Source organism: Streptomyces sp. NPDC020898 (genome assembly GCF_044333925.1).
Taxonomy (GTDB): domain Bacteria; phylum Actinomycetota; class Actinomycetes; order Streptomycetales; family Streptomycetaceae; genus Streptomyces.
Genome location: NZ_JBIRRV010000011.1, coordinates 161,014 through 174,232 on the forward strand (window position 1 = coordinate 161,014; position 13,219 = coordinate 174,232).

At 67.7% G+C, this 13,219-nt stretch carries 8 protein-coding genes and 1 pseudogene; 2 read left to right on the forward strand and 7 right to left on the reverse strand.

Features of this window, described 5'->3' with window-relative positions; genetic code table 11:
* Nucleotides 1-16 precede the first annotated feature (16 nt).
* The 7 genes and pseudogenes from ACH4TV_RS30935 to ACH4TV_RS30965 form a co-directional block, all read right to left on the reverse strand.
* Complete coding sequence (locus ACH4TV_RS30935) at nucleotides 17-1,369, reverse strand: NAD(P)/FAD-dependent oxidoreductase (protein WP_398403867.1); 1,353 nt, start codon at nucleotides 1,367-1,369, stop codon at nucleotides 17-19.
* Nucleotides 1,370-1,414: 45 nt separating this feature from the next.
* A complete protein-coding gene (locus ACH4TV_RS30940) occupies nucleotides 1,415-2,653 on the reverse strand; it encodes an MFS transporter (protein ID WP_398403869.1) in 1,239 nt (412 codons plus the stop codon).
* Between the two features lie 344 nt (nucleotides 2,654-2,997).
* Nucleotides 2,998-3,136, reverse strand: a pseudogene (locus ACH4TV_RS30945) (transposase family protein); the annotation flags it as partial.
* Nucleotides 3,137-3,188: 52 nt separating this feature from the next.
* Nucleotides 3,189-4,574, reverse strand: a complete 1,386-nt coding sequence (locus tag ACH4TV_RS30950) for a condensation domain-containing protein (RefSeq protein WP_398403871.1) — start codon at nucleotides 4,572-4,574, stop codon at nucleotides 3,189-3,191.
* A 27-nt stretch (nucleotides 4,575-4,601) separates the two neighbouring features.
* Nucleotides 4,602-5,597 carry a glycosyltransferase family 2 protein gene (locus ACH4TV_RS30955; RefSeq protein ID WP_398403873.1) on the reverse strand — a complete coding sequence of 332 codons (996 nt, stop codon included), beginning with the start codon at nucleotides 5,595-5,597 and terminating at the stop codon, nucleotides 4,602-4,604.
* Between the two features lie 67 nt (nucleotides 5,598-5,664).
* The gene (locus ACH4TV_RS30960) at nucleotides 5,665-5,919 is read right to left on the reverse strand and encodes a phosphopantetheine-binding protein (protein WP_398403875.1); all 255 of its coding nucleotides are present in this window, start codon (nucleotides 5,917-5,919) and stop codon (nucleotides 5,665-5,667) included.
* Nucleotides 5,916-6,152, reverse strand: a complete 237-nt coding sequence (locus ACH4TV_RS30965) for an MbtH family protein (protein ID WP_398403877.1) — start codon at nucleotides 6,150-6,152, stop codon at nucleotides 5,916-5,918. Before ACH4TV_RS30965 ends, ACH4TV_RS30960 begins: the two co-directional genes overlap by 4 nt.
* A 169-nt stretch (nucleotides 6,153-6,321) precedes the next feature.
* Here ACH4TV_RS30965 and ACH4TV_RS30970 point away from each other — a divergent pair, with 169 nt between their 5' ends.
* Both ACH4TV_RS30970 and ACH4TV_RS30975 read left to right on the forward strand, forming a co-directional pair.
* Nucleotides 6,322-8,841, forward strand: a complete 2,520-nt coding sequence (locus tag ACH4TV_RS30970; protein ID WP_398403879.1) for a beta-ketoacyl synthase N-terminal-like domain-containing protein — start codon at nucleotides 6,322-6,324, stop codon at nucleotides 8,839-8,841.
* Entirely contained in the window at nucleotides 8,838-13,196 is a 4,359-nt protein-coding gene (locus tag ACH4TV_RS30975) for an amino acid adenylation domain-containing protein (RefSeq protein WP_398403881.1), read from the forward strand. The genes ACH4TV_RS30970 and ACH4TV_RS30975 overlap by 4 nt, the downstream gene beginning before the upstream one ends.
* Nucleotides 13,197-13,219: the final 23 nt, after the last annotated feature.

A 13,219-nucleotide genomic window follows, 5' to 3' on the forward strand; every position in this document is an offset into this window, starting at 1 on the left:
AATTGGGGGCTCCGTGTCACCCGGCGACGGACACGGCGGCGTCGGCCTTGAGGAGGCCCTCCATGTGCGAGGCGAAGAAGAAGACCGCGGCCTGTGCGTCCGGTTCGGCCATCCTCTCCGGTCCGGCCCCGGACACGAAGCGCGACGTGACGAGCCACTCGAACAGTTCGGGCGACCGCGCCCACCGCGCCATCTGCTTCAGCCTGAGGGAGTAGAAGGACAGCAGGTCGCGTGAGGAGCCGGGGTTGACGACCGGTGGGCACAGGCCGTTGCGCCACTCGTCGTCGCCGTCCATGCACTCCAGGCGGGCGGCGATGGCTGCGCTGGGCGAAAGGAGACAGGGCAGCAGCGGCTGGAGCGTGATGGCGCGGTCCTCGAACACCGGCTTCAGCGGCTTCTGCGTCAGGCCGTCCGCGGTGCAGTCGATGTGCACCGTCTCCAGCGTGGTCGGGATCGTTCCCTCGTCGAGCGTCACGATCGTGGCACCGACGGCACGCACCCGTCCCAGACGCACCACGTTCTTGATCCGGCGGAGCTGGACCAGTTCCTCGGCGTCGACGGTGGCGCACCGGAAGGCAGCCGGTTCGACATCGGGGTCACGCCGTATGACGACGCCTTTCTCCTCCAGGACGCTGATCACCTCGTCGGCCGAGCGGCACGCCAGCAGGTTCAGCAGCGGCTGGGAGCCGCCGGTCTGCCATTCGAGTTCACGGTCGATCAGCCACGCGTCACGGGGCACGATCCAGGTGAGGCGGTCAGGGTCGATGCCCCGCTCCAGCAGCCACAGGCAGGCGTCGATCCCGGTCTTGCCGGCGCCGATGACGGTGAACCGCTCGGGCGAGCGGTCCAGTTCGGCGAGCTGGTTGATCGGGATCACGGTCGCCGCGTCGTCGACGTCGAAACCGGCGGGCCGCATCGCGGGGACGGTGATGTTCATGTACGAGGCGTCGACGACGCGCTTGCGCACGACGATCTCCGTCGTCTCCCCTGTCACCAGTGAGCGGGCCCTGGCCAGGCGGCCGGGCTCCGCCACGTCGACGTGGTGCTTGGGCAGATAGGTGACGCGCCCCGAGGCGAGCAGCGTCTCGCGCATCACACGGTCGTAGTAGTCGAGGATCTCGTTGCGGGACGCGAGGCTTCGTGTTCCCTCGTCACTGGGCATCGGCCGGGAAACGACGCCGTAGAAGTTCGAGGGCCCGTGCAGCCTGACGAATGGATAGGAAACAGTCCAGTGACCGCCCGGGGCATCATTGCGGTCCACGATGGCCATCGTGGACGCGCTTTCGCCGACGAGGACGTCGGCGAAAGCCATTCCCATCGCACCAGCGCCGATGACCAGGTAATCGACCGTCAATACGTTGGTCGGCAACTCGTCTCCTTGTGTGTTCCGGAAGGGGGCACGCCGGGGCCCGTGTCACACCGCTTCGGTGGCGGGCAGTGGTTCTGCGGTCTTCGGGGCCAGCGCGCGGATGGAGGGGGTGGCGACCATGGCGAGGGTGGCGAGGAGGATGAGCGCGGCGGCCGCGTAGAGGGTGGCTTGGAGGCCGAGGAGGAGTACGGCGGGTCCGGCGGCGAACTGGGCGAGCGGGAGCGCGAGGTAGGAGCCGAGGTCGTCGTAGGCGTAGACGCGGGCAAGGCGGTCTTCGGGGATCTGCTCGTTGAGGGTCGAGTACCAGGCGACGCCGGCCTGCTCGATACCCACGCCCGCCACGAAGTTGGCCACGACCAGCACCCAGGTGTACGGGGCGAGCGCGAGCAGCAGCGGGGTCATCGCCGTCAGGCCCATCAGCGCGCAGCCGACCAGGATCGCGCGCCGGGGCCGCCATCTCAGCGACAGTATGCCGCCGGCGACCGCGCCGAGCGAGCCCGCGGCGACGGCCAGGCCCCAGCCGCTGCGGCCGATCCCGGTGGTGTCGGCGACGGCAGGGCCGAGGACGGTGAACGAGGCGGTGACGCCGGCGTTGAGGAAGCAGAAGGCCACCACGATCACCCACACCCAGCTGCGGGAGGTGAACTCCTGCCAGCCGACGCGCAGTTCGTGCACCACGCCGGGGCTGGGCGCGGGCGGCGTGGCCTGGAGGCGGACCAGGGCGAAGGCCGCGGCGGCGAGCGCGAAGCTGAGTGCGTCGACGGCCAGGCCCCAGCCGGGGCCGACGGCGGCGACCAGCACGCCGCCCAGCGAGGCGCCCACGATCGTCGCGCTGCTGCCCGCGATCCGGGAGAGCGCGAGGGCGGCGCGGCGGGACTCGGCCGGCACGGTCTGGGGCAGCAGGGCCTGGGCGGCGGGCTGGTAGCAGGAACTCGACGCCCCGTTGACCGCGGCGAGCGCCATGAGCAGGGGGATGGCGGCGTTGTGGGTGAGGACCAGGGCGGCGATCACCGCCTGGCTCGCGGCGCTGATCAGGCTGCTGCCTACCAGCAGCGGGCCGCGCGGCAGGCGGTCCGCCAGTACCCCGCCGAACAGCAGGAAGAGGATGCTGGTGAGGGAGTGGGCGCCGACCACCAACCCGAGCGAGCCGACTGAACCAGTGGCGTCGAGCACGGCGAAGGCCAGGGCGATCGGCGCCACCCCGTTGCCGAGCAGATTGGCCGTCGTACCGATGAAGAGGTGACGGAACGGACGGTGGCGCAGCGGCGCCAGGGCGGCAGACATGGGCCTGATCGTCAGGGCTGGGCGGCGTGCCAGTCAACGGGATCCAGGCCTCGCACCAGGCTGGGTGTGCTGCTGCCCACTCATGGGCACCCCGGCTTTCGCCTACGCGGGCGCGGCAGACGTGCCCCTGCGGATCGACGGCACCGAGGCCCAGGTCCGCGGCCCGCACGCCCCCTGGAGCGTGGCCGTGGCCTGTTCGCCGACGCACCGGGGCTTGGCGTGCGTGGTGGTGGGGCGCCGCAGCCGTGGGTGCGGGCGGCGCGGTTGCAAAGCCTTCCGGGAGCAGTACAGGCGGTCGGCGGCGACCCGGTCGCTGATCTGCGGCGGCGGGGTGCCGTCCGGGATGGCGACGGCCTCGTGGACGTAGCGGCACACGGTGGCGATGCCTGTGCCGAACCAGGCCGGGAGTTGGGCGTAGGTGTCGCCGTACCGCAGATGCGCGAGAGTGAGGAGGGCCTGACACCCCGCTGTCAGCCCTCGCCATGGCGACGTGATCCGTATCCGGTGCGTGGCCAGGCGCTCATCCTGGACGGCCTCACGACGCGCCGGCGTGGGGATCGAAGCCGCGTGCCAGGGCTGTGACCGCGTCGCCGATGTCACGCAGGAAGAGGTCGCCCGGGCGGGTGAGTTCTCCGTTCAGGCGCCAGGCTAGCCGCATGGCGATGCTGTCCGACTCCTGCCAGGCGAACAGCATCAGAGGCGGACCGTGTTTCCGCTCCTCCTCGAAGACGATCTCCTCGTCGGGGAGGAGCCGCGGCGCGAGGGAGGACGCGAGAGGCCCTTGTGGATCCACGTGGAGATCGAACATCGATATGTCGATGAAGTTGAACAGGGCGTCGGCGACCCGGATCGAGTGCGCGCCGGGCAGCAGCTCATCCCTGACGGTCTCGGCCTCCGCACGGTCGATGTGGGCGAACAGGTTGGCCTGGGTGTGCCGGCGGAAGGTGTCTCTCGCGGCGCGGGAGAGGCCCTCCGGCGACGGACTGGACACGAGCACCGGAGCCTGCAGGAACATCTTGCTCACACTGGACCGGACGTTCTCCAGCCACCTGTTGTGGGAGAGGGCCAGCACGCCGATCGACGGAGTGCCGGAGAAACGGCACAGCGCCGCACCGTATGCCATCAGCAGCACCGTGGCCACCGGCACCCGGAGCCTGGCCGACGCGACCTCGGTCGCCTTGAGCAGGGAGGTGGAACGCAGCATGCAGCCGGCATACCGGTCCGAGTCCGTGGAAAGGACCGACGAGCCCGCATCGACGCCGCCTTGTGGCCCCACCGCCTTCCGCAGCTCCTGGAACTGATCGGTCCAGTACTCGAGAGCCTGTCGGCGGTGGCGCTTGCCCGCCTCCGAGTCCTCCCAGCGGACGACGTCCAACGGCTGCGTGACGTCCGGATCGGCGGGAGGCACCCCCCGCAGAAAGCCGTCAAGATCCTGCCGCAGCACGTTCATGCCCCACCCGTCGACCGCGCTGTGGTCGGTCACCAGGCCGATCTCCTCGACGCGCCCGCCCGTGGTCGACAGAACCGCGTGGAACGGCCACTTCGACGACAGCTCGAAGGACGAATGCCGGACCCGGCTGAAGAGCTCCTCGGCTGCCTGGACGCTGCTCACCGAGACGACGGCCTCCACCGCCGGGGCGGACACCGCGGTGACCCGCTGCCTGTCACTGCTGTTTCCGCCCCACGACAGCAGGGTGCGCAGCGACTCGTGCCGGGCGACCAACCGGGTCAGTGCCTGAAGCACCTGAGGGACCGTGGCTCCCTTTCCGTCGACCACGGTGTACAGGTTGTCCTCGTGAGTATCCTCGTTGTGCTTCTTGAGCGCCTCAGGATCGGTGGGGCGCTCGGCGAACCAGTCGGCCTGGGGCCAGTTCAGACGGCCTTCTCGTTCCCCCGTCGGGTTCTCAACACTTTCTGACACTGCTCCGCCTCTCGCGTCGGCCACTACTTATTCCGGTTCCTCCACCAGGCGACGGATCTCCGACAGTTCACCGCGGACCAGCAGAGCCATGAGGTGCCGGTCCGTGGCCGGCAACGCGTCAAGAAGGTCGGCGGGAAGACTCCTGACGAACGAGCGGGCGGGCGACAGCGCGTCGCGCAGTGTGGCGTCACTGTGCAGATGCAGCGTGCGGAGCGCCCGCCGAACGTTGCCGCGGCACATGTCGTCCGCGTACGGGGGGACAAGTTCCGGGGCGAGATCCGTGATGACCTCGAATGTGTCGAGCACCATCCGCATACAGGCCGCGATGTTCTCCGGTTCTTCGCCCCGCTGAGTGATCGACAGCGAGCCCTTTTCGCGGATACGCCAGAAATAGACGACCTCCGACACCACATCGACGGACGACGCCTCGATGTGCGCGCGTATCATCACCGGCGCGTCCTCGTATTCGGGCAGGGTGAATACGAGATCTCGCGCATTCCAGAACGAGCGCCGGAACACCTTGTTCCAGACCATACGGTCGCGTACCAGCGCGGTGTGGCTCCGGATGTGTGTGCGTCGCCGGTCCTGCTCGAACACGTCCTGGTATCCGAAATACGTTTCCACACCGGAGCTGTGCAGTCGACGTACGTCTCCGGAAGCGAGGTCGGATCCCGTGTGTTCCAGCGACCGGATGAGCGAGGCGTAGCCGGTGGTCGGCACGATGTCGTCACCGTCGCAGAAAGCGAGATAGCGTCCGCGGGCAACCCGAGCGCCGGCGTTTCGGGCAGCGCTCACTCCGGAATGCGGCTGTTGGAGCACTTGAACACGCGAGCTCTTGCGCGCCCACTGTTCGGCGATGCTGCGGCTGCGATCCGTGGACCCGTCATCGACCACGATGATCTCGACGTCCGCGACTTGTTGGTCGAGCAACGACTCGAGGCAGGCGGAGACGTAGGGCTCGACGTCAAACATCGGAATGACGACGCTCAGTGTCGGCGGAATGGCACACCAACCCTTTCCCATGGATTACGACCGGTGCAGCAGCTCAACTCGTTGCCCGTCGATGACTTGGGACGCGATCAGGGCACCTTCACGAGATCGTGTCAAGAGCTCCCAGGGCATCACTGAGGTCCCTGAGTACGGGATTCTTGAAAACGATGCGGACATTCCGGCGTATCCCGAGTTCCTCACTCAGGGCCTGTGCGAGTCGGATGGCTATGATGGAGTTGCCGCCCACGTCGAAGAAGTCGTCATCAAGGCCGATGCCGGCGTTGCCCGTCAGTTTCCGCACGCTGTCGACTATCAATGCGTCCATGGAGTTGCGGAACTCGCTGTCGTTCGTCATGCTCCCGAGGCCTCTCTGCGCGGTTCGTCGTCCATAGCCCTGACCAGGCTGGCCGGCCTCATATCAGTCCAGTGTGCGGAAACATACTCAAGACAGCTCTTTCGAGTGTCCTCTCCGTGTGCCACCTTCCAGCCGGCCGGCACTGATCTGAACGCAGGCCACAGGGAGTGCTGGTTCTCATCGTTGACCAGAACCAGGTAAACGCCCTCGTCGTCTTCGAGTGGATTCGCCACGGGCTCCCCCTTCTGAATCAATCTACGACCTTGCAGCGCAAGGGTGACAAAGTGTCGAAATGGGGCGCAGGTATGCCCGCTATACCCGGCATGCCTCACCAGTCTGATTATTGTGCTTGTCTCGCCAGCGAGACAAGCTTGATCGCGAGCCGGACGCCTGGTCGTCCGCATGGGCGACCTGGTCGACGCTATGGGTGAGGTGGGCAGGGTAATGTCTGATCGTGTTGCCGTGATAGGAATGTCGATTCGTGCGGCCGGTGTGCGGAGCACGACGGACTTCTGGCGACTCCTGAGCACGGGACGTTCCGGGCGGCGTGAAATCGACAATGCGGAACTGGTGCGACGTAGGATTCCGGGCCGCAGATACAAGGACCCGACATACGTGCCCGTTGCTTATTCCATGGAAGATTACCTCGGGTTCGATCTCAAGGCATTCGGATTCGGCCGGTCCGAGGCGGAGCTGACCGACCCGCAGCATCGGGCCATGTTGGAAGCTTGTTATAGGGCAGTGGAAAGCTCGGGATGCTTCATCGGTTCGCTGCCGGATCGCGTCGGAGTGTTCGTCGGATCACGGACGAGTGGCCACGGTGCGCAGATCGAACACTACTCGGCCGCAGCCGACAGCAATGTGGATCTCGCCGGTCTGGCCATTGGAAACGATCCCGACTACATGTCGAGCAGAGTTTCCTACACCTACGGTCTCACCGGTCCCTCGATGACGGTCCTGACCGCCTGCTCGTCCTCAAGTGTGGCAGTGCATCTCGCCTGTCAGGCGATTCTCGCCGGTGAGTGTGACTCGGCACTGGCGGGCGGCGTCGCCCTGGACGTACGGGACGCGGGATATACGTTCATCGAGGGCGGCATTTACTCACGGCGAGGCCGCTGCGAGCCATACATGGCGTCAGCCGACGGCACGGTGGACGGCAATGGCGTTGCCGTCCTGTTCCTACGCCGGTTGGACGCGGCGTTGGCCGCGGGCAACCCGATCCTCGGAGTCATCGCCGGTACCGCAGTGAACAACGACGGCCGAGAGCGCGCAGGCTTCACGGCACCAGGAGTCGCCGGTCAGACCGAATTGATCGAAGAAGCCCTCGACGTCGCCGAGTTGCACTCCTCCAGCATCGGCCTGCTGGAGGGGCACGGCGCAGGCACGAGCATCGGGGACGCGCTGGAGATTGACGCCGCGACCCAGGCCTTTCGATCCAGCGGAGCCGGCGTCGGCTCCGGCACCGGCGAGTGCCGACTCCACTCTGTCAAGGCGAATATCGGCAACCTCACCGCGGCGGCCGGCGCGGCAGGCATCATCGGTTGCCTTCTGGCCCTACGCCATGGCCAGATCCCTCCCAACGCACCCCTGGTGGAGGGGGCCCCGCCCATCGACCTGCGGGGCACACCGTTCAAGCTGGCAGACAAGACGGCCGCCTGGCAACGGTCGGACCAAAGCCGCTATGCGGCGGTCAGTTCGTTCGGCCTGGGCGGGACGAACGCGCATGTCATCATCGGCGACGCCGAGCCGGAGTTGCGGCTCGCCTCCCGCAAGGGGCGGTCCTGGCAACTGCTTCCGCTGTCCGCGGACGACCCGGAACGCCTCACCGAAGCCGTCGACACCGTGCGTGCGGCCGTGGACGGAGCATCGGCCGAGGCGCGACAGGACATCGGCCACACGTGGCGCACCGGTCGCCCGGAACTCACCACACGCGCGGCCGCGCTGATCCCGGTCGACGACACCTCGACCAGCGTGAGGTGGCCGCAGCCGGTGCAGTTCCATACGGCTCCCGAAGGGACGCCGACACTCGTCTTCATGCTCCCCGGCGAGGAGGCCGGCGCGTCGGATGCGGCGCTCGCTCTCTACGAGGCCGAGCCGGTCTTCCGATCGACCGTGGACGACGGCCTCGCCGCCATGGAACAGGTACTGCCTCCCCAGACGTTCGCGGCCGTGCGCGATGCGTTCCTCCACGGCAGGTATCCGACCGTGACGCACGTCTCTCAACCGGTGCTGCACCTGCTCGGCGTCGGACAGCACGCATTCCTCAGCGACCTGGGAGTCGGACCGGACCTGCTGGTGGGACACGGCGTCGGCGAGCTGACCGCTGCCCAGCTGAGCGGTGTCCTCTCGTTCGAGGACGCGGCGCGGGCGGTGTGCTGGCGCAGCCAGACCATGTCAGATATTGCGGAACGCGCCGAAGCCGCCGTCCGCTTCACCCGTCGGATGCGCGACGTGCGGCTGAACTCTCCCACGACGCCGACGGTTTCCTGCGTCACCGGGACATGGCTGACCAGCGAGGAGGCCTGTGATCCCGGGTACTGGGGAGCGCAACTGCGTGAGCACGCCCCGTTCGACGAGGCCTTGCGCTCGGTGGTGTCCGAGCACCCCGAGGCGGTGTACCTCCAGCTGAACGGCGGGACGAGTCTGCTGAGGACGGCCCAGCTCCGTGAAGACGCTGCCCTGGCCCTGGTGTCCGACGGAGAAGCCTCGGACAGCCGACGTTCGCTGCTCCAGGCGGTCGGAGCCCTTTGGGAACGTGGTGTGCGGATCGACTGGCAGGCCTACGCCGAGCGTGATCATGCGCTCCGGATCGACATGGCACCGCGGACTTTCGAGCGGACCCCCTGTCTGCATCCGTCACTGCTGGAGCATTGCCCCGGGATCGACCCGGCGGAACTGTCGGGAAAGCAGGTCAGCCGATGACGTTCGACGCAAGTGCAAACCCGGCCTCGCTGTCGCAGCAGCGGCTCTGGTTCACCGAACAGCTGCTGCCCGGGACCTCCCGGAACAACCTGTGCGCGCGGTTCGTCGTACGCGGCGAACTGGACGTACCCACTCTCGAGCATGCGGTCAACGGCGTGATCGAACGGCATGAGGTCCTGCGGACTCGCTTCGGCATCCTGGAGGACGCCCTTGTCCAGGAGGTGCTGGACGAGGCACGCATCACCGTGCAGAAGCTCGACGCGTCCGACGAACCGTCGGTCTTCGCCAAAGCGGAAGAACTCGCCCGCCAACCGTTCGACCTGACCGACGCTCCCTTGGTGCGGGTAGGCCTGGTGCAGGGCAGCAGTGGCACCAGAGTTCTGGTGTTCGTGCTGCATCACGTCGTGGCCGACCCCCGGTCTCTGGACATTTTTCTGCGCGAGGTCGCCGAGCTCTACCGAAAGGACAGGGCAGGCGATGTCCCTGACCTGCCCGAGTTGCCGCCCACCCGTTACGTCGACTTCGCGAGACGGCAGCGCGAGTGGGCGAACACGCCGGAGGCCATGGAACGACGGGCCGCGCAGGTAAGCGAGCTCACGGGCTTCCCGACGGTGGTCGATCTGCCGGCCGACCGCCCTCGGCCGGCCGTGCAGACCTTCGCGGGGGCGTCCTCGTCCTGGCGCGTCCCGCCCTCGCTGGTTCGCGAGCTGGAGAAGGCGGCACGAGAGCACGGCGCGACCCTCCGGACGACGGTTCTGGCCTCGTTCTCGGCAGTACTGGGTCTGTGGTCGCGGCAGTCACGGCTGCTGGTGGCAACCCCGGTGGACAACCGTTCGTCGGTCGACACCGAAGAGCTGATCGGTTCCTTTGCCAACACCCTCGTGATCCCGACGGACATGACCGGCGATCCAACGTTCGCCGCGTACATCGAGCGTGTACGTGACGTGTACCGGAGCGTCGAGTCGCGGAACGTCCCCTTCGAGGAAGTCGTCGACGGCATCGCGCCCGAGCGCAGCCTGTCCCACAACCCGCTGGTCCAGGTGATGGTGGCATTCCAGGACGGCTCCGTCCGTCAGACGGAACTGCCGGACGCCGAACTGGAACTGATCGACAACCAGACGGGAACCTCACAGTTCGACCTGGTACTCGACGTCACTCCGTTCAGCGACGGTCTCGACTGCCGACTCCAGTATTCGACCGATCTCTTCGACCAGGACACGGCGGAGCGGTTCGTCCGGCACCTGCGGCGGCTGTGGGAGGTCGTCGCCGTCAACCCGGACGTCCTCGTCGAGAACATCGACCTGGCGGACGCGGAGGAGCGGGCCGTACTCGCCACACTGGGCACGGGCCCCACGCGTCCGGTCGACGCTCGCGCGCTCCCCGTCAGGCTGTTCGCGACTGCGCACAGCCGACCGGACGCCGTCGCGGTGAAGGCGTCCGACGGCACCTACACCTACGCGGAGCTCGTCGAACGAGCGGAGGCGATCGGTGCGGCGCTGACGGCACGTGGGCTGCGGCCGGGCGATCTGGTCGGTGTGGCTCTTCCCCGCGGCCGCGACCTGCCGGCGGGCCTGCTCGGCGTCTGGGCCGCGGGAGGAGCCTACGTACCACTCGACCCGGCGTACCCGGGCGCCCGGCTGGAGCACATGACGCAGGACGCCGGCATCAAGGTGCTGCTGAGCATGCGCGACCTCGCCGACCGCATCCCCGTGCCCCCGGGAACCGAAGTGCTGCTGCTGGACTGGCCCGCCTTCCCGCTCCCGGCCGAACAGCCGACCTGCGTGCCGTGCGGCGACGACGTGGCTTACGTGATCTACACCTCTGGCTCGACCGGCCGCCCCAAGGGCGTGATGGTCAACCACAAGAGCCTCGGGAACCTTCTGGACGACTTCGTGTCCGAGTCCGGGTTCGGCACGCGAGACCGGTTGCTCGCACTGACCTCCCTGTCCTTCGACATCGCAGGACTGGAACTCTGGCTCCCACTGCTCGCCGGCGGGACGCTGGTGATCGGGCCTCCAGGTGTCGGGGGCGACCCGGAACGCCTGCACAAGCTGCTCTCCGACGAGGAGATCACGGTGGTACAGGCCACCCCGGCGACCTGGAAGCTCTACGCCTCGTCCCAGCGCGTCACGCCGCCCGCGCTACGGCAGATATGGAGCGGCGGAGAGCACCTGCCGCACTCGCTCGCCCGAGCGCTGACAGCGATGGGGCCCGAAGTGCACAACCTCTACGGGCCGACGGAAACGACCATATGGTCGACGCGTGCGGTGCTGGGGCGGTCCGACACCGTCACCGGAATCGGGCGACCCATTGCGAACACCCGCCTGTTCGTCCTCGACGCCGGCGGCCGCCAGGCGCCCATGGGGGTACCTGGAGAGCTGTGCATCGGCGGTGCGGGGCTGGCACTGGGCTACCTCGGCCGCCCCGAACTGACCGCGCAGCGGTTCGTCGACGTCGAAGGGCTGCCCGTTTACCGCACGGGAGACCTTGTCAGGTGGCGGTCCGACGGGAACCTTGAGTACCTCGGACGTCTCGACGACCAGGTGAAGATCCGTGGGCACCGCGTGGAACCCGGGGAAGTCGATGCCGCGGCCCGAGCCTGCCCCGGCGTCCGCGACGGCTGCACGCTGGCCGTAACGACCTCCGCAGGGGAGGAGCAGATGGTCACCTTCGTGACGCCGGAGAGCGTGGCGGAGCGAGCCGATGGCACCACAGAGGACTGGTGCACCATCTGGGAGACCACCTATGCCGAAGGCGAACCCGCCGCCGAAGACGACTTCAACCTGAAGGGCTGGCAGAGCAGTTACTCGAAGCAGCCACTACCGCAAACGGACATGCGGGACTGGGTGACGCGGACCGTCGACCGAATCACCGAAACGGGCGCCCGCACCTTCGCGGAGATCGGCTGCGGCACCGGATTGCTGCTGCTGCGCCTGGCCCCTGCGGCCGACCGCTGTCTGGGGATCGACTTCTCCACGGAAGCCATCGGTCATGTGCGGGACGCGGTTGCCCGAAGGGGGCTCGCCGACCAGGTGCGGCTGGCCACGGCCGCTGCCACGGAGATCGGGGACGTGGCCGGCGGAGAGCTCTTCGACTGCGTGGTGATCAACTCCGTAGCCCAGTATTTCCCCGGCCGGGACTACCTCACGGAGGTCCTGACCGAAGCGAGCAAGATCGTTGTTCCCGGCGGTCACATCTTCGTCGGCGACCTGCGGAGCCTGAAGCTGGCAGAGGCGTTCCACGCCGGCGTGCTGCAAACGGACGACCGGATAGGCGCCGAGGAACTGCGCGCCCTCGCCGCACGGCACGCACTGGAAGAAGACGAACTCCTCATCGACCCCGGCTATTTCGCGGAACTGCAGGACGCGCTTCCGGCGGTGACCGGAATTCAGGTCTCGCTCAAGGCCTCCGGGTTCGACAACGAAATGACGCGCTTCCGCTACGACGTCCTCCTGAAGGTCGGCGGGGAGGTACCGGAACAGCCGCAGCCCTGCGAGTACCGCGGCTGGGAGGAGGTATCCGACTTCGCAGGCCTGGACGGGCTGCTCGACACGTCGAGCTCGGTCGCGGTCGTCGTCGACGGCATCCCGAACACCCGCGTCGCCCGCTTCGCGCAGCTCGTGGCGGGTGACGAGGCGCCCCACTCCACGTGTTCGCCGGAGGAACTCGACGAGGCTGCGGCCCGGCACGGCTGGGAGACTCACCATGCCTGGTCCCCTCGCCTCCCGGAACAAGGACGCATTCGGACGGTCTTCACTCGCCGCGGCCAGTGGGGCGGAGACTTCCTCCACGAGCGGCCGACGGTCGACGGGCCCGTCAGCAACGACCCCAGGCAGGGCGCTCTGCTGCGGGTGCTGAAGCACAGCGCGCGGGCGTTTCTGCGTCAGAGCCTGCCCGAGTACATGGTGCCGAACCGGGTACTGACCTTGCCGGCACTGCCGCTGACCCCGAACGGGAAGACCGACCGGAACGCCTTGAAGGCCCTCGCCCGGCAACAGGTCTCCAGCACGGACCAAGTCCTGCCCAGCGGACCCGTTCAGAATCTTCTGCACGAGATCTGGAGCGAAGTGCTGGACGTGTCCCGCGTCAGCGTCACGGAGAACATCTTCGACGCCGGCACCACATCACTGCTCGTGGTGCGGATACGCCAGGAACTGCGTGACCGGCACGGTATCGACGTCCCGCTGACTTCCTTCTTCACCTACCCGACGATCACCGCACTCGCTGAAACTCTCCAACCAGAAGTGGAACGTCGTTCCTTCGACGGACAGTCCACAAGCCCTCGTGCGCGCAACGCCACAGCCGCGCGGCGCCGGCAGAACCGTCGGCAGCAGGAGAGGAAGCATCCGGAGTAGGGATTCCGGCCACGTACCGGCGG

Bases quoted from the DNA above. Each gene is read 5' to 3' on its own strand.
- ACH4TV_RS30940 (WP_398403869.1), bottom strand. From the start codon at position 2,653: ATGTCTGCCGCCCTGGCGCCGCTGCGCCACCGTCCGTTCCGTCACCTC.
- ACH4TV_RS30960 (WP_398403875.1), bottom strand. From the start codon at position 5,919: ATGACGAACGACAGCGAGTTCCGCAACTCCATGGACGCATTGATAGTC.
- ACH4TV_RS30975 (WP_398403881.1), top strand. From the start codon at position 8,838: ATGACGTTCGACGCAAGTGCAAACCCGGCCTCGCTGTCGCAGCAGCGG.
- ACH4TV_RS30970 (WP_398403879.1), top strand. From the start codon at position 6,322: ATGGGCGACCTGGTCGACGCTATGGGTGAGGTGGGCAGGGTAATGTCT.
- ACH4TV_RS30955 (WP_398403873.1), bottom strand. From the start codon at position 5,597: ATGGGAAAGGGTTGGTGTGCCATTCCGCCGACACTGAGCGTCGTCATT.